Below are 15,913 nucleotides of genomic sequence, written 5' to 3'. Positions count from 1 at the left end.
TTGATGAGGGGTACGCAATGAGGGGGAAGCAGTCTGACATGAGGGGACAACAGAGGGGATTGAACCAACGACAAGGCCCCGCATGGCGGGGCCTTGTCAGTCTTAACCAGCGTTATGGAGCCAATCAGACAGAGGTATCGAGCGGCTCGAAGCCCTTGACCAGATCGTCGATCGCTTTCATCTGCTTGAGGAAGCCTTCCAGCTTGTCGAGCGGCAGCGCGCTCGGGCCATCGCAGCGGGCAATTTTCGGATCCGGGTGGGATTCGATAAAGAGACCGGCCAGACCAACCGCCATACCGGCACGAGCCAGCTCGGTGACCTGCTCGCGGCGACCGCCGGATGCGGCACCCAACGGGTCGCGGCACTGCAGGGAGTGCGTCACGTCGAAGATAACCGGATAGCCACCGGTGCTCTTCTTCATCACGCCCAGACCCAGCATGTCCACTACCAGATTGTCGTAACCGAAGTTGGCACCGCGCTCGCACAGGATCAGGCGATCATTGCCGCACTCCTCGAACTTGTCGGTGATGTTCTTCATCTGGCTTGGGCTGAGGAACTGCGGCTTCTTGATGTTGATGACGTTGCCGGTACGGGCCATCGCCTCAACCAGATCGGTCTGGCGCGCCAGAAAAGCGGGCAGCTGGATGACGTCAACCACCTCGGCGACCGGTTTGGCCTGATGGGGCTCGTGCAGATCTGAAATGACCGGCATGCCGAAGGTCGCTTTCAGCTCCTGGAAAATCTTCATCCCCTCTTCCAGACCCGGGCCACGATAGGAGTGGATCGAGGAACGGTTCGCCTTGTCCCAGCTCGCCTTGAAGACAAACGGGATACCCAGCTTGCTGGTCACTTCCACGTACTTCTCGCACACCGCCATCGCCATATCGCGAGACTCCAGCACATTCATACCGCCAAACAGCACGAACGGTTTGTCATTGGCAACGTTGAGCTCGTTGAGCTTGATATTCTTCTGTTCCATCTAAGACATCCTTAATTATGGGTCTTGGGGCCTGAAGCCAAGTTAGTCCGTTGCGACCGGGCGCAGCGGCCTGGATATTCTTCTGTTGCAGTGCCAAGCCATCCTTAATGGAGGGGCTTGGGGGTCAAATCCAGCGCAGCCAGCTGCACTTTCAGCACGTCGGCTACCGGATCGTCCGGGCACTGTTCAATAAAGTATTCAAAGTCGTCGGCAGCCTGACGGGGGCAATCCAGCTGCTCGTAGATAAAGCCGCGATCCCGCGTCTCCAGCGGATCGCCGGGCTTCATCCGCAGCAACAACTCGCTGCAGCGCAGCGCCTCGGACATGCGGTCTTCCCGCAGCAGGGCACCCTTGCTGACATTGAGCAGCCGCTCGATGATCTCCCACTGACCAGAGGGCTGCAGGTAATCCGGGGTCAGGGTGGCCAGATCGCCGAGCGCGCCGCGCAGCAGCAGTTCGATACGGGCCAGGCTCAGCTCATCGCCGGTGAAGGGATCGACATAGACCTCCCCCTCACCGCCGGCAAAGCTCACCAGGAAGTGACCCGGGAAGCAGATCCCCTCCACATCGAGCCCGAGCTTGCGTCCCAGCTGGATGATGAGAATGCCGAGACTGACCGGGATCCCCTTGCGCTGCAGCAACACCTGATTGATGTCGCAATTGTCGGCCGAGAAGTAATCCTGCCAGTCGCCGTAAAACCCGAGGCTCTGATAGAAACCGCGCAGCAGTTGCTGGCGCACCTCGTCGCAGGTGCCCTCTTCGATCTGCTCATCCAGCCACTCGTCCAGCAGCTGCAGCTCGCGGATCCCCTGCTCGGCCGAGCCATAGATTTCGTCGCTGACCGCCAGGGCCAGCTCGGTCAGCTCATGGGCTTCAAAATCGGTCCATTCGTCTATACGTAACATGCTCTTCATGCCTTAACCGAACAAACTCGCCTGTTTGAGCACTGCCAACTTGGCAATAAAGTAGATCCAGCCGAGCGCCCCCAGAAAGGAGCACCAGCGCACCAGATTGCTTTTGGCCAGCCGCAGCGCCATCGCCGCCAGAAAGACCAATACCAGGATCCCCGTCAGCTTCTCGCTAAGCCAGGGAATACCGTTATTGAGCGGGTTGAGACCCAGCACCACACAGAGCAGTACACCGGAGAGCACCACCAGTCCGTTGAGCAGACCGCTGGTTTTCAGCACGGGTGCGCTGAACGCCCGGCCAGAACCGGCCTGAACCCAGTAAAAACGAAGCATAAACATCAGCACGGCCCCGCCAATCAGGGTGAGATGCAGATGCTTGAGCACAAGATAGCTATTCAATATCAATCCTCGATGCAGAGGCCGCGCCCCTGCCCGTCAAACCGGTAGTAAAGGGAGTCAGCTGGTCGGGCACATGCCCAGAGTAACCCGCTCGTTCTCCCCGTAATCGCGCACTGTGGTTACGCTGCGATAGCCGAAATCCTGCAGCAGCTGGCGCACCGCCATCCCCTGATCCCAGCCATGTTCCAGCAGCAGCCACCCTTCGCTGTGCAGATGGGCCGGGGCATGGGCCGCAATATGGCGGATATCCGCCAGCCCCGCTTCGTCCGCCACCAGCGCCGAGCGCGGTTCAAAGCGTACATCACCCTGCTCGAGATGGGGATCGGCGCCATCAATATAGGGGGGATTGGAGACAATCACCGCAAAACGGGGAGCCTGCTCATCGAGCGGAGCAAACCAGCTGCCGTCCCGCACCTCGATGGGTAATCCCAGCGCCGCGCTGTTCTCGCGCGCCAGAGCGGCAGCGTCCACCATCCGATCCACCGCCCATACATCGAGCTCGGGTCGCTCGGACTTGATGGCCAGCGCGATGGCGCCGGTACCGGTGCCGAGATCCAGCACGGCGCAGGGCCCTTGCGGGATCTTCGCCAGCGCCTGCTCCACCAGCACTTCGGTATCCGGGCGCGGGATCAGGGTCGCCGGGCTGACTTTCAGCGGCAGCGACCAGAACTCCCCCTCGCCAACGAGATGGGCAATGGGCTCGCCATTGAGACGACGGGCCAGCCACGTCTGCAAAGTCGCCAGCTGGGCACTGTCCAGCTCGCGCTCAGGCCAGGTCATCAGATAGCTGCGCCGGCAGTCGAGCAGGTGACAGAGCAGCACATCGGCATCGGCGCGAGGGGACTCTCCCCCTGCCAGTACGGTCATGATATGGGCACGAGCCTGCTGGATCTGCATCAGTGCCGTCCTACCTTAATCAGGCACGTCTGAATGCGAGCTTGCCGGTTCAGCATTTGCATCAATTGCTCTCGGCCAGCGAGGCGAGCTGATCGGCCTGATACTCCTGCACCAGCGGGGTGATGACGCAGTCCAGATCCCCTTCCAAAATTTCGGAGAGGCGGTACAGGGTCAGGTTGATGCGGTGCTCGGAGAGACGGCCCTGCGGATAGTTGTAGGTCCGGATGCGCTCGGAACGATCACCGGAGCCCACCAGATTGCGGCGGGTACTCTGCTCGGCGGCGCGGTGGCGCTCATCCTCGGCCGCTTGCAGACGGGCGGAGAGCACTGACATCGCCTTGGCGCGGTTCTTGTGCTGGGAACGTTCGTCCTGACACTCCACCACCAGCCCGGTTGGCAGGTGGGTGATGCGGATGGCCGAGTCGGTCTTGTTGACGTGCTGACCACCAGCACCGGAGGCGCGGAAGGTGTCGATCTTCAGATCGGAGGGGTTGATCTCGATCTGCTCGGCTTCCGGTACTTCCGGAAGTACCGCGACGGTACAGGCGGAGGTGTGCACCCGCCCCTGAGATTCGGTCTCCGGCACCCGCTGTACCCGGTGACCACCGGATTCAAACTTGAGACGACCGTAGACGCGCTCGCCGTCGATCTTGGCGATGACCTCCTTGTAACCGCCATATTCCCCGTCGTTGCAGCTGACGATGGAGACGCGCCAGCCCTGACGCTCGGCAAAGCGGGAGTACATGCGGAACAGGTCGCCTGCAAAGATGGCTGCTTCATCACCGCCGGCACCGGCCCGGATCTCCAGATAGCAGTTGTTGTCATCCTTGGGATCCTTGGGCAGCAGCATCACCTGCAGCTCCTGCTCCAGCGCCTCCAGATTGGCCTTGGCGAGCGGCAACTCCTCCTGCGCCATCTCGCGCAGGTCGGCATCCTCCTCTTCCAGCATCATCTGGGTCGTCTCCAGATCATCCTGCGCCTGACGGAAACGCTGGAAGGCGTGAACGATATCTTCCAGCTGGGCATATTCACGGGTCAGGGCGCGATAGCGCTCCTGATCCGAAACCACGTCGGGCTCGCCGAGCATGGCCTGAACTTCTTCGTGGCGCTCGATGAGGCCTTCCAGCTTTCTGATCAGTGACGGATTCATAACTCTTGCAATCTCAAATGGAGGACGGGACCACCAGCATGGTAGCTCCGAAAAATTACTCTTGTGACAACCCCAGTGCCTGCCGCAGACGGGACAGCGCACTCTCGTCGCCCTGGGAGGCCGCCTGGCGCAGGGCCTGGGTCGGCGCATGGATCAACTTGTTGGTGAGGCGATGGGCCATCGCCTTGAGCACCTGTTCGGCACTCTCGCCCTGGGCCAGTGCCAGCAGGGCGCGTTGCAACTCCTCGTCAGCGACCTGCTGAGACTGCTGGCGGTAGTCGCGAATAAGATCAACCGAGCTCTGGCCGCGATACCAGCCCATGAACTCGTCGCGCTCCTCCTGCACGATCACCTCGGCTTGTGCCGCGGCCCGTTTGCGGGTCTCCAGGTTCTGCTCGATGATCCCCTGCAAATCATCCACCGTGTAGAGATAAGCATCGGAGAGCTCGTCCACCTCGGCTTCAATATCCCGTGGCACGGCGATATCCACCAGAAACATGGGACGAAAACGGCGCGCCTTGAGGGCACGCTCCACCATCCCCTTGCCGATGATGGGCAGCGGACTCGCGGTCGAGCTGATGACGATATCCGCCTCGTGCAGATAATCGGGGATCTCTTCGAGCGTCATCACCTGGGCGCCAAATTCGGCAGCCAGGGTCTGGGCACGCTGCAGGGTGCGATTCGCCACCATCATCTGGGTCACGTTCTGTTCGCGCAGATGACGGGCTACCAGCTCGATGGTTTCGCCGGCACCGACCAAAAGCACCTTGGTCTGGGAAAGATCGGAGAAGATCCGCCGACCCAGGCTGACGGCAGCAAACGCCACCGACACGGCGCTCGCGCCAATCTCGGTATCGGTACGCACCCGTTTGGCCACCGAGAAAGATTTCTGGAACAGCCGCTCCAGCGCCCCCTTCACCGACTCCGCCTGCTGGGCATGGGCGTAGGATTGCTTGATCTGGCCGAGGATCTGCGGCTCTCCCAGCACCAGCGAGTCGAGCCCGCACGCCACCCGCATCAGGTGGCGCACCGCCTCTTCGTCATGGTGCTGGTAAATGGCGCTGACCAGTTCGGCCGCATCCAGCCCGTGGAACTGCTGCAGCCAGCGCAGCACCTCGCCCTGCTGTTCACCGGCCAGATTGCAGTAAAGCTCGGTCCGGTTGCAGGTGGAGACGATCACCGCCTCGTTGATGCCGGGTTGGTTCACCAGCTCACGCAAGGCGCGATCGATGCAGTCCGGGCCAAAGGCGACCCGCTCCCGCAAGGCGACACTGGCGGTGTTGTGGTTGATTCCGAGGGCAAGCAAACTCATGAGTGGGCGACGATCATTTCATACGCTGGGTGCAAAGGCTGCCAATTGTACGAGAAAGGGTAAGTCTTTAAAAGCAATACGGCCGCCCCGTATACTGTGGCAAATTCCTCTCTGTGGAGCCGTCTCTTGCTGCTACGTATTTTTACCCTCGCCTGCCTGCTGATCCTTGGCGGTTGTGCCACCACTCAGCCCCAGCGGGCCCAAGTTAACTGGGATCAGGAGCGAACCCGCCTCGAACAGCTCACCCATTGGGAGCTTTCCGGCAAGATGGCCATCATCACCCCCCAGCAAAAGGGCAGCGCCCGCCTCAACTGGCAGCAGGATGGCGATGATTATCGGCTCAACCTCACCAGCCTGATCGGCACCAGCATTCTCGAGCTCTCCCGCAGCAAGGGCGAAATCACCCTGATCGACAGCGAGGGCAAGCGCCACCAGAGCCAGGATGCCGAAGGGCTTATCTATCAACTCACCGGCTGGAACATTCCGGTCGCCGGACTGCCGGAGTGGATCAAGGGGCTGCCGGGCGAAGCCGACTTCGAGCTCAACCCCGACAGCAGTCTGGCCCGCGTCCGCGATGGCCAGTGGCAGATCGTCTATGGCGACTATCGGGATCAGGATGGCTACCGCCTGCCCCACCAGCTGACCATGACCGGTCAGGGCAGCCGCCTCAAGCTTCAGATCAACCAATGGACTCTTGCACGCTAATGGCTTCCACACGCTGGCCGGCACCGGCCAAACTCAACCTGTTCCTGCACGTCAATGGCCGTCGTCCGGATGGCTACCACGAGCTGCAAACCCTGTTCATCTTCCTCAACCACGGTGACTGGCTCGAATTCGAGGTGATTCCAGATAGCGACACCCTCACCCTGAGCCCGGCCATTCCCGGCGTACCTGATGAACAGAACCTCATCATCCGTGCTGCCCGCCAGCTGCAGGCAAAGCTGCCGAGCCCGCAGGGAGCCCATATCCGGCTGGAGAAGGTGCTGCCCATGGGCAGTGGTATCGGCGGCGGTTCGTCCGATGCGGCCACCACGCTGGTGGCGCTTAACCACCTCTGGCAGGCTGGTCTTGACGAAGATGAACTGGCAGCGCTTGGCGTGCAGCTGGGCGCCGATGTGCCGGTCTTTGTCCGTGGCCGGGCAGCCTTTGCCGAAGGGGTTGGCGAGCGGCTGCAACCGGTCGAATTGCCCGAGTCATGGTATCTGGTGCTCAAGCCGGATTGCCATGTGGCAACCGCTGTCGTGTTCCAGGATCCGGACCTGCCCAGAGCCACGCCGAAGATGGCTTTGCACAACCTGATGGAGGGGGAGTGGAAAAACGATTGCGAAGCACTCGTGAAAAAGCGCCACCCCGAGGTTGCCAACGCGCTCGGCTGGTTGCTAGAATACGCGCCGTCAAGAATGACGGGCACAGGAGCCTGCGTCTTTGCTCAGTTTGAAGACGAAGTGACTGCTCGGGAAGTGTTGGCCAGAGTGCCGAAGGGGCTGGATGGGTTTGTCGCCAAGGGCGAGAACATATCACCACTCATCGTTACTTTGCAACAATTCAAATGATTGGGGTATCGCCAAGCGGTAAGGCAGCGGGTTTTGATCTCGCCATCCCTAGGTTCGAATCCTAGTACCCCAGCCAATTTGATCTGATGGCAGTGACGCGGGCGATGTCGTGCTCGCCCACGTCGCAGGGCTCACCCCCCTTTCTGCCATCCCGATGCGGCTATTCCCTTGCTCGTTGTCTGGCTAAATCGTTTGCCCCAAAACGATAAGGGTCTGATTTCAGACTCCCCCACATACTGGATGCAACCCCGAGGTTTCAAACCGTGCCTGACATGAAGCTGTTTGCTGGTAACGCAACGCCGGAACTAGCCCAGAAGATCGCAGATCGCCTGTTTATCAAACTCGGCAATGCTGCCGTAGGTCGCTTTAGCGACGGCGAGATCAGCGTACAGATCAACGAGAATGTACGTGGTGGCGATATCTTCATCATTCAATCCACCTGTGCCCCGACCAACGACAATTTGATGGAATTGATCGTCATGGTGGATGCACTGCGTCGTGCTTCAGCTGGCCGTATCACTGCCGTAATCCCCTATTTTGGTTATGCCCGTCAGGACCGTCGCGTCCGCTCCGCCCGTGTGCCCATCACCGCCAAGGTTGTCGCTGACTTCCTCTCCAGCGTGGGTGTGGATCGCGTGCTGACCGTTGACCTGCATGCCGAGCAAATCCAGGGCTTCTTCGACGTTCCGGTAGACAACGTATTCGGTAGCCCGGTGCTGCTGGAAGACATGAAGTCCAAGAACCTCGAGTCCCCTGTCGTTGTATCGCCGGACATCGGTGGCGTCGTGCGCGCCCGCGCCATCGCCAAGCTGCTGGACGATACCGACATCGCCATCATCGACAAGCGTCGTCCCCGCCCGAACGTCTCCCAGGTCATGCACCTGATCGGTGACGTTGCCGGCCGCGACTGCATCATCGTTGACGACATGATCGATACCGGTGGCACTCTGTGCAAAGCTGCAGAGGCCCTGAAAGAGCGTGGTGCCAAGCGTGTATTCGCCTACGCAACCCACCCGGTCTTCTCCGGTTCTGCCGTCGAGAACATCAAGAACTCCGTGATCGATGAACTGATCATCACCGACTCCATCCCGCTCACAGCGGAGATGAAGGCGGTCGGCAAAGTCAAACAGCTGACCCTCTCAACTGTTCTGGCCGAAGCCATTCGTCGCATCAGCAACGAAGAGTCCATCTCTGCCATGTTTGAGCATTGATAGATTCAGCAATAACGAAAACCGCCATCAGGCGGTTTTCGTCTTTCTAGACCCTGGCTATATGTACGACCCTGCCTGTGGCAGGTGTTAAGGATTTACCCATGAATGGCTTGCGCCCCCTCCTGCTTGCGACCCTGACCTCCGCCCTCTTCGCCTGTCAGCCTGCCAAAGAAAATCAGCCCTTCGTGCTGACGCTGGCTCACATGAACGATACCCACTCCCAGTTTGACCCGGTCAACGCCGAGCTGAAGGGGCATATCTTTGCCCAGGAGGGAGAGACCGATACCCTCTACACCCGTTTCGGCGGCTACCCGCGGCTGCTAACCATGGCCAAGGCCTATCAGGCCGATGCGCTGGCCCAGAACCACGCCATGCTGCTGCTGCACGGCGGCGATGCCTGGCAGGGCAGCGGCTACTTCAAGCTCAACGAGGGGATGGCCAACGCCGAGCTGCTCAATCAGTTCGGCCTCGATGCCATGGCCCTTGGCAACCACGAATTCGATCTCGACAATCAGAAGCTGGCCCGCTTCATCAAGGGGGTCAACTTCCCGGTGCTGGCCGCCAACCTCGACACCAAGGACGATCCCGCCCTCAGCAAGGTCGCCAATCTCAAGCCTTTCACTGTCTATGCCTTTGACGGCAACCAGAAGAGCCCGGTTACCGACATCAATAACCTGCCGCAAGGCAAGCAGCTGGTCGCCGTCATCGGGCTGGTGCTGGAAGATATGGGCAACATCGCCCCCAACGTCGGCAAGCTGCGCTTTGCCAAGGAAGTTGAATCGGCTCAGGCCACGGTCGACATGCTGCAAGCCAAAGGGATCCACCAGATCGTGGCGCTCACCCACATCGGCAATGAACGGGATCTGGCGCTGGCCGCCAAGGTGAACGGTATTGATGCCATCGTCGGTGGTCACTCCCACAGCCTGCTCGGCGATTTTCGCAATATCGGCTGGGGCAACACCGGTGAATACGCCAAGCTGGTGACCAACCCGGACGGCATCGGCAAGACCTGCGTGGTGCAGGCTGGCTCCTACGCCCAGGCCATTGGTCTGGCTCAGGTGAGCTTTGATGGTCAGGGTCATGTGACCTACTGTCAGGGCCACAACAGCCTGCTGGCCAGCCGCGACTTTTTCGCCGATGCGGCGCGCAAGCAGCCCCTCGACGAGAACCGCAGCAAGGAGGCGAGCCAGTTCGTCGACAACCAGCCCAATCTGGTTACCGTGGATGAAGATCCCCGCCTGCGCGGCATCATCGACAGCCACTACAAACCGGCGCTGGAGAAGGCCTATGGCCCGGTGATCGGCACTATCCCCGAGCAGCTGCAAAATGCCCGTCGCCCTGGTGACAACGGCAGCGACAGCCACGGCTCCGATGTGGCGCCGCTGGTTGCCGAAGGGGAGTTCTACTGGGCCAATACCCCGGCCGTTCAGGCCCTGACCGGCGGTCCGGTCGACTTCGCTCTGGTGGCGGTGGGGGGCGTGCGCGCCGAGCTACCGGCCGGCGAGTGGCGCGAGGGGGACAGCTCCCTCACCCTGCTGCCGTTCAAAAACCAGCTCGCGGTACTGACCCTGACCGGCGCCGAGGTGCGCGCCCTGCTGACCGAGACCATCACCGCCACCCTGCCCGCCAGCGCCCATGCCGGCAAGTTCCCCTATGGTGGCCACCTGCGCTACACCTTCCAGGAGACCAACACAGGCAAGGCGGGCACCCTGGCCCAGCTGCAGCACAAGACGGCGAGCGGCGAGTGGCAGGATCTGGTGGATAGTCAGCGCTATCGCGTGGTGATGAACGCCTACAGCGCCAACGGCAACGATGGCTGGCAAGCACTGGCGAATGCCCAGCGTCAGAAGAGCGAGCGGGTCGACATCGCCAGCGTCAACGGTAAGCTGACCGCCTTCCCGGTGCTCAAAGTGGCACAAAACGGCGAGCTGCTCGGTGCAGTCTATGCCCCGGGCAAATCCCTCGACTGCAAGGCCGCCGGGGTCGATTGCGGTACCGACGCAGCCTCCTTCGTGGAGTATGTGCGCGATGCCCGCCCCACTCTGACCGGTCTGGATGAGGAAACTGTCACCCTGCTGCGCGCCAAATAACCGGGTCATCAGCAAATCGACAGAGAACGGGCCTCTCGCAAGAGGCCCGTTTGTCATCCATTGGCCGCCAAAATCGCTCAAATCCCGCCATAACATGCACATTGGTTGAGTGATCGCCACTCGGCGGCTAGAATATTGCGTCCTATTGCCCTGGGTAGTGTGCCCATGGCAGCTGCGAGTGAAGACATCAAGCGTGACAAGCCAAATCAAACTGATCGTCGGACTGGGCAATCCCGGCCCGGAATATGCCAAAACCCGCCACAATGCGGGCGCCTGGTATGTGGAGCAACTGGCCCGCTGGCACAATGTCAGCCTGCGCGAAGAGCCCAAGTTCTTCGGCCACACTGCCCGCATTCTGGTTGATGGGCAGGATGTGCGACTGCTCATCCCGAACACCTACATGAACCTCTCCGGCAAGGCGGTCGCCGCTCTGGCGCGTTTTTATCAGATTGAGCCGGAAGCGATTCTGGTGGCCCATGATGAACTGGATCTGCCCCCGGGCATCGCCAAGTTCAAGCAGGGTGGTGGTCACGGTGGCCATAACGGCCTCAAGGACATCATCGCCAAGATGGGCAACAACAATAACTTCTTCCGGCTGCGCCTCGGGATCGGCCATCCCGGAGCCAAGGAGCTGGTCGCCGGCTTCGTGCTGACCAAGGCGCCCAGCAGTGAACAGAACCTGATCGACGCCGCACTGGACGAGTCCCTGCGTGCCACCGACATCCTGTTCAAACAAGATATGACCAAGGCCATGAACCGGCTTCACAGCTTCAAGGCCGAATAAAGCATGACACGGGCCGCCTGCGGGCGAGCCTCACAGCATCCATCAAGTAAGGTAACAATCCATGGGTTTTAAATGCGGTATCGTGGGCCTGCCCAATGTAGGCAAATCCACCCTGTTCAACGCGCTGACCAAGGCCGGTATCGAAGCCGCCAACTTCCCGTTCTGCACCATCGAGCCGAACACCGGTGTGGTGCCGATGCCGGATCCCCGCCTCGACCAGCTGGCGGCCATCATCAATCCGCAGCGCGTTGTACCGACCACCATGGAATTCGTCGACATCGCCGGTCTGGTAGCCGGTGCCTCCAAGGGTGAAGGTCTGGGCAACCAGTTCCTGGCCAACATCCGTGAAACCGAAGCGATCGGCCACGTAGTGCGCTGCTTCGACGACGAGAACATCATTCACGTTGCCGGCAAGGTCTCCCCGGCCGACGACATCGAAGTGATCAACACCGAGCTGGCCCTGTCGGATCTGGACGCCTGCGAGCGCGCCATTCACCGCCAGTCCAAGCGCGCCAAGGGCGGCGACAAGGATGCCAAGCTGGAAGTCGAAACCCTGGAGAAGATCAAGGTTGCGCTGGAAAACGGCCAGATGATCCGTGGCATGAAGCTGGACAAGGAAGAGCTGGCCGCTGTCAGCCACCTCAACTTCCTGACCCTGAAACCCACCATGTACATCGCCAACGTGGCGGAAGATGGTTTCGAGAACAACCCCTATCTGGACAAGGTGCGCGAGATTGCTGCCGCCGAGAACGCGGTTGTCGTAGTCGTCTGCTGCGCCATCGAAGCTGACATCGCCGAGCTGGACGACGAAGATCGCGCCGAGTTCATGGCAGACCTTGGCATCGAAGAGCCGGGTCTGAACCGTGTTATCCGCTCCGGCTACCAGCTGCTGAACCTGCAGACCTACTTCACCGCTGGCGTGAAAGAGGTGCGTGCATGGACCATTCCGGTCGGCGCCACTGCCCCGCAAGCGGCAGGCAAGATCCACACCGACTTCGAGAAGGGCTTTATCCGCGCCCAGACCATCGCCTTTGAAGACTTCATCACCTACAAGGGTGAGCAGGGCGCCAAAGAAGCGGGCAAGATGCGCGCCGAAGGCAAGGACTACATCGTCAAAGATGGCGATATCATGAACTTCCTGTTCAACGTCTAATCCTGCTGTGGCCGCAGTTTGCGGCCCGGGACGACAAAAAGCCCATCCGGCAACGGATGGGCTTTTTCTTTTGAGCTTGGCAACGCGGCCTTGCCACTTTCACAAAGCCGTGGCTCATAGCCGATTGCTAGAGCTTGACCATAATGTGGCGCGGTACCGTGTAATCCTCCAGCGCGTAGAGGGAGAGATCCTTGCCGTAACCGGACATCTTCATCCCGCCGTGGGGCATCTCGGTGGCCAGCATGAAGTGGGTGTTGATCCAGGTGCAGCCATACTGAAGCCCGGCCGCCACCTTGTGGGCCAGCCCCAGATCCCGGGTCCAGACCGAAGAAGCGAGGCCATAGTCGGAGTCGTTGGCCCACTGCACTACCTGCTCGGCGTCGCTGAAACGGGTCACCGACACCACGGGGCCGAACACTTCGCGGCGCACAATCTCGTCCTCCTGACGAGCCCCCACGATCAGGGTCGGCTCGTAGAAGAAGCCGCTGCCGGGGCGCATCCGCCCGCCGGTGGTCACCTCCATATGGCCGCTGGTGACGGCCCGTTCGACAAAACTCGCTACCCGATGGCGCTGGCGATCGGATATAAGCGGCCCCATCTCCACCCCCTCTTCGTGCTGGGTACCCACCTTGATGGAGGAGACCGCATCGGTCAGGGCGGCGACGAAGCGGTCGTGCAACTTGTTCTGCACATAGATGCGGCAGGCAGCGGTGCAATCCTGCCCGGCATTGTAGAAACCGAAGGTGCGAATGCCAGCCACCACCGCATCGAGATCCGCATCGTCAAAGATGATGACTGGGGCCTTGCCACCCAGTTCGAGGTGGGTGCGCTTCATGGTGCGCGCCGCGCTCTGCAGGATCTTCTGGCCGGTGGCGATATCACCGGTGAGCGACACCATCCGCACCAGCGGATGCTCCACCAGCGGCGCGCCCACGCTCTCGCCACGGCCGCAGATGATGTTGATCACCCCGCGCGGGAAGATCTCGCTGGCAATCTCCGCCAGCAACAGAGCGCTCAACGGAGTCTGCTCCGATGGCTTGAGCACCACCGTATTGCCGGCCGCCAGCACGGGGGCAATCTTCCAGGCCGCCATCATCAGCGGATAGTTCCAGGGGGCGATGCTACCCACCACCCCGATGGGGTCACGGCGGATCATGCTGGTGTGGCCGTCGAGGTACTCGCCCGCCAGCGGCCCGTGCAGACAACGGGCGGCACCGGCAAAGAAGCGGAAGCAGTCGATCACCGCCGGCAGCTCGTCACCCAGCACGGCCGCATAGGGTTTGCCGCAGTTGAGGGACTCGATGGCGGCGAAGGCCTCGGCCCGCTCCTCGATGGCGGCGGCAAGGCGCAGCAGCAGGTTGCTGCGGGTCGCCGGCGTGGTGTGACGCCAGGTGCCAAAAGCTCGCTGGGCGGCGTTGACGGCGCGGCTCACCTGCTCGAAGGAGGCCTCCGGCAGCTGGACAATCAGCTCACCGGTTGCAGGGTTGAGTACCGGTTCGCTCGGGCCCTCCCCTGTTACAAACTGGCCGTCGATAAGTTGCTGGGTCGAAATGTTCATGAATAACCTTCCTTGGTAATTAGCGCACGGCGTCGTTGCCATCGCGGGTCAGGTAATAGGCGAGCAGGATCGGCACCGTGGTGACGGCGACGATGATAAGGGCAACCACGTTGGTGACCGGGCGATCTCGCGGCCGGATCAACTCTTGATACATCCAGATGGGCAGCGTGGTCTGCTGGCCGGCGGTAAAGGTGGTGACGATCACCTCGTCAAAGCTGAGAGCAAAGGCCAGCATGCCACCCGCCAGCAGCGCAGTGGCGATGTTGGGCAGGATGACGTAACGCACGGTCTGGAAACCGTCGGCCCCGAGATCCATCGATGCCTCGATGAGCGAACGGTTGGTTCGGCGAAAACGGGCCAGCGCATTGTTGTAGACCACCACCACACAGAAGGTGGCGTGGCCGATGACGATGGTCCAGAAGCTGAAGGGGATCTCCAGCGCACCGTAGGCCGAACGCAGTGCCAGACCGGTCACTATCCCCGGCAGGGCGATAGGCAGGATCAGCATCAGCGAGACCATCTCCTGACCGAAGAAGCGGCTGCGGGCGATGGCGGCGGCTGCCAGCGTCCCCAACAGCAGGGCAACCAGAGTGGCAAGGCTCGCCACCTCCAGCGAGAGCTGGATGGCGCGCCAGACATCGGGACGCTCGAAGGTCACCGCGACCCAGTGGAGGGTAAAGCCCGGTGGCGGAAACTGGTAACTCTTGCTCTCGGTAGTGAAGGCATAGAGAAAGATAAAGAGGATCGGAAAGTGCAGGAAGGCGAGCCCGCCGTAGGCGGCCACCCGCAGGGTACGACCAGGTTGATCAAAGCGCATCGAAAGCCCCCAGACGTTTTGCCACCATCAGATAGACGGCGATGATGAGGATGGGCACCAGCGAGAAAGCCGCGGCGAAAGGCAGGTTGCCCGCCGTGCCCTGCTGCATGTAGACCACCTGACCGATGTAGAGGGTGGAGTTGCCGATAATGCCCGGGATGATGTAGTCGCCAAGGGTCAGCGAGAAAGTGAAGATGGAGCCGGCCACTACCCCCGGCAGCGCCAGCGGCAGCAGCAGGGTACGGAAGGTCTGCCCCGGAGTGGCCCCGAGATCAGCGCTCGCCTCGATGAGGGAGAGAGGGATCCGCTCCACGGCTGCCTGAATGGGCAGGATCATGAAGGGGAGCCAGACATAGACGAAGACGATAAAGGTGCCGATCCGTGAAAACGACAGCGAGGGGCCGCCAATCTCCGGCAGACTGAGCAGCGCCTGCAACACCCCGTCCAGCCCCAGCTGACCTGCCAGCCAGTTCACCGCCCCCTCCTTGGCGAGGATCAGCTTCCAGGCGTAGACCCGCACCAGATAGCTCGACCAGAGCGGCAGCATGATGGCAATGTAGAAAAAAGCCCGCTGCCGCCCTCTGGTGTAGCGCGCCATGTAATAGGCAATGGGAAAGGCGATCAGGGCACAGGCCAGTGTCACCAACAGGGACATGACCACGGTACGCAGGATCACATCCCGGTTTTCGGGGCGCGCCAGATCGATAAAGTTCTGCCAGGTGAACTCGTGGCGGATCTGGCCGCTGAACTCGTCGAGCCCGAAGAAGGAGTTGGAGAGCAGCATCAGCAGGGAGCCGGCATAGATGAGGCCAAGCCAGATGAGCGGCGGCCCGAGCAGGATCCCCAGCAGCAGACCGGAGCGACCATAAAGCAGGTTCGAGAGACGCCGACGCAGCGGCGCACGGGGAAGCACGGTTGGCATGGTCAGACTCGCACTGTTCATGGGGTCGCTCCCAGAGCATGCACGGCGGGTGCCGCCCAGCTCAGCGAGACCCGCTCCCCGAGCGGCAGGCGCGCCTGTCCCTCGTTGGGGTGGTTGACGATGAGTTCGATATCACTGTCGATACGCACCCGGTAGCGCACATAGGGGCCGAGATACTCC

The 15,913-nt window shown here is 61.2% G+C and carries 15 protein-coding genes, 1 tRNA gene and 1 pseudogene; 7 read left to right on the top strand and 10 right to left on the bottom strand.

The features are described from left to right. Nucleotides 1-124: 124 nt before the first annotated feature. The 6 genes from kdsA to hemA all read right to left on the bottom strand — a co-directional run bounded on the left by kdsA (nucleotide 125) and on the right by hemA (nucleotide 5,645). Nucleotides 125-979: a 3-deoxy-8-phosphooctulonate synthase gene (kdsA, locus tag AACS24_RS20275; protein WP_108570453.1), complete on the bottom strand. Its 855-nt coding sequence runs from the start codon at nucleotides 977-979 to the stop codon at nucleotides 125-127. 104 nt (nucleotides 980-1,083) lie between these two features. After that, nucleotides 1,084-1,884, bottom strand: coding sequence for a SirB1 family protein (locus tag AACS24_RS20270; protein WP_033115322.1), 801 nt, complete (start codon nucleotides 1,882-1,884; stop codon nucleotides 1,084-1,086). 12 nt (nucleotides 1,885-1,896) lie between these two features. After that, nucleotides 1,897-2,286 (bottom strand): SirB2 family protein, encoded by a 390-nt coding sequence (locus tag AACS24_RS20265; RefSeq protein ID WP_084059652.1) that lies wholly within the window; start codon nucleotides 2,284-2,286, stop codon nucleotides 1,897-1,899. A gap of 57 nt (nucleotides 2,287-2,343) precedes the next feature. Then, nucleotides 2,344-3,183, bottom strand: a complete 840-nt coding sequence (gene prmC, locus AACS24_RS20260) for a peptide chain release factor N(5)-glutamine methyltransferase (protein ID WP_108570452.1) — start codon at nucleotides 3,181-3,183, stop codon at nucleotides 2,344-2,346. Nucleotides 3,184-3,244: 61 nt separating this feature from the next. Continuing rightward, nucleotides 3,245-4,333, bottom strand: coding sequence for a peptide chain release factor 1 (gene prfA / locus AACS24_RS20255; RefSeq protein WP_108570451.1), 1,089 nt, complete (start codon nucleotides 4,331-4,333; stop codon nucleotides 3,245-3,247). A gap of 55 nt (nucleotides 4,334-4,388) precedes the next feature. Then, nucleotides 4,389-5,645, bottom strand: coding sequence for a glutamyl-tRNA reductase (hemA, locus tag AACS24_RS20250; protein ID WP_108570450.1), 1,257 nt, complete (start codon nucleotides 5,643-5,645; stop codon nucleotides 4,389-4,391). Between the two features lie 126 nt (nucleotides 5,646-5,771). On the opposite strand from hemA, the gene lolB reads away from it, so the two are divergent. From lolB to ychF, 7 genes and pseudogenes are all read left to right on the top strand, one after another. Further along, nucleotides 5,772-6,350: a lipoprotein insertase outer membrane protein LolB gene (gene lolB / locus AACS24_RS20245; protein ID WP_033115318.1), complete on the top strand. Its 579-nt coding sequence runs from the start codon at nucleotides 5,772-5,774 to the stop codon at nucleotides 6,348-6,350. After that, nucleotides 6,350-7,220 (top strand): annotated as a pseudogene (ispE, locus tag AACS24_RS20240) (4-(cytidine 5'-diphospho)-2-C-methyl-D-erythritol kinase). The gene lolB and the pseudogene ispE overlap by 1 nt, the downstream one beginning before the upstream one ends. Next, nucleotides 7,200-7,274: transfer RNA gene (locus AACS24_RS20235), tRNA-Gln, on the top strand. The pseudogene ispE and the gene AACS24_RS20235 overlap by 21 nt, the downstream one beginning before the upstream one ends. A 187-nt stretch (nucleotides 7,275-7,461) precedes the next feature. Then, complete coding sequence (locus tag AACS24_RS20230) at nucleotides 7,462-8,409, top strand: ribose-phosphate pyrophosphokinase (protein WP_005343846.1); 948 nt, start codon at nucleotides 7,462-7,464, stop codon at nucleotides 8,407-8,409. Nucleotides 8,410-8,510: 101 nt separating this feature from the next. Next, nucleotides 8,511-10,499 (top strand): bifunctional metallophosphatase/5'-nucleotidase, encoded by a 1,989-nt coding sequence (locus AACS24_RS20225; protein WP_108570448.1) that lies wholly within the window; start codon nucleotides 8,511-8,513, stop codon nucleotides 10,497-10,499. Between the two features lie 193 nt (nucleotides 10,500-10,692). Beyond that, nucleotides 10,693-11,283, top strand: coding sequence for an aminoacyl-tRNA hydrolase (gene pth, locus AACS24_RS20220; RefSeq protein WP_033115315.1), 591 nt, complete (start codon nucleotides 10,693-10,695; stop codon nucleotides 11,281-11,283). A gap of 61 nt (nucleotides 11,284-11,344) precedes the next feature. Continuing rightward, the gene (gene ychF, locus AACS24_RS20215; protein WP_033115314.1) at nucleotides 11,345-12,436 is read left to right on the top strand and encodes a redox-regulated ATPase YchF; all 1,092 of its coding nucleotides are present in this window, start codon (nucleotides 11,345-11,347) and stop codon (nucleotides 12,434-12,436) included. Between the two features lie 127 nt (nucleotides 12,437-12,563). On the opposite strand, the gene AACS24_RS20210 is transcribed toward ychF, so the two are convergent. From AACS24_RS20210 to AACS24_RS20195, 4 genes are all read right to left on the bottom strand, one after another. Next, nucleotides 12,564-13,994 (bottom strand): gamma-aminobutyraldehyde dehydrogenase, encoded by a 1,431-nt coding sequence (locus AACS24_RS20210; RefSeq protein WP_108570447.1) that lies wholly within the window; start codon nucleotides 13,992-13,994, stop codon nucleotides 12,564-12,566. A 19-nt stretch (nucleotides 13,995-14,013) separates the two neighbouring features. Next, nucleotides 14,014-14,811 (bottom strand): ABC transporter permease, encoded by a 798-nt coding sequence (locus AACS24_RS20205; protein WP_033115312.1) that lies wholly within the window; start codon nucleotides 14,809-14,811, stop codon nucleotides 14,014-14,016. After that, entirely contained in the window at nucleotides 14,801-15,754 is a 954-nt protein-coding gene (locus AACS24_RS20200; RefSeq protein WP_041210698.1) for an ABC transporter permease, read from the bottom strand. The genes AACS24_RS20205 and AACS24_RS20200 overlap by 11 nt, the downstream gene beginning before the upstream one ends. After that, nucleotides 15,751-15,913: TOBE domain-containing protein (locus tag AACS24_RS20195; RefSeq protein ID WP_146181407.1), on the bottom strand; the 163-nt coding region annotated here is incomplete at its 5' end. The genes AACS24_RS20200 and AACS24_RS20195, both read right to left, overlap by 4 nt.

Source organism: Aeromonas sp. HMWF016 (genome assembly GCF_963878195.1).
GTDB classification, from domain to species: domain Bacteria; phylum Pseudomonadota; class Gammaproteobacteria; order Enterobacterales; family Aeromonadaceae; genus Aeromonas; species Aeromonas lacus.
This window is presented reverse-complemented; position numbering and strand designations above follow the sequence as displayed.

Bases quoted from the DNA above. Each gene is read 5' to 3' on its own strand.
- kdsA (WP_108570453.1), bottom strand. From the start codon at position 979: ATGGAACAGAAGAATATCAAGCTCAACGAGCTCAACGTTGCCAATGAC.
- AACS24_RS20270 (WP_033115322.1), bottom strand. From the start codon at position 1,884: ATGTTACGTATAGACGAATGGACCGATTTTGAAGCCCATGAGCTGACC.
- prmC (WP_108570452.1), bottom strand. From the start codon at position 3,183: ATGCAGATCCAGCAGGCTCGTGCCCATATCATGACCGTACTGGCAGGG.
- prfA (WP_108570451.1), bottom strand. From the start codon at position 4,333: ATGAATCCGTCACTGATCAGAAAGCTGGAAGGCCTCATCGAGCGCCAC.
- hemA (WP_108570450.1), bottom strand. From the start codon at position 5,645: ATGAGTTTGCTTGCCCTCGGAATCAACCACAACACCGCCAGTGTCGCC.
- AACS24_RS20225 (WP_108570448.1), top strand. From the start codon at position 8,511: ATGAATGGCTTGCGCCCCCTCCTGCTTGCGACCCTGACCTCCGCCCTC.
- ychF (WP_033115314.1), top strand. From the start codon at position 11,345: ATGGGTTTTAAATGCGGTATCGTGGGCCTGCCCAATGTAGGCAAATCC.
- AACS24_RS20210 (WP_108570447.1), bottom strand. From the start codon at position 13,994: ATGAACATTTCGACCCAGCAACTTATCGACGGCCAGTTTGTAACAGGG.
- AACS24_RS20205 (WP_033115312.1), bottom strand. From the start codon at position 14,811: ATGCGCTTTGATCAACCTGGTCGTACCCTGCGGGTGGCCGCCTACGGC.
- AACS24_RS20200 (WP_041210698.1), bottom strand. From the start codon at position 15,754: ATGAACAGTGCGAGTCTGACCATGCCAACCGTGCTTCCCCGTGCGCCG.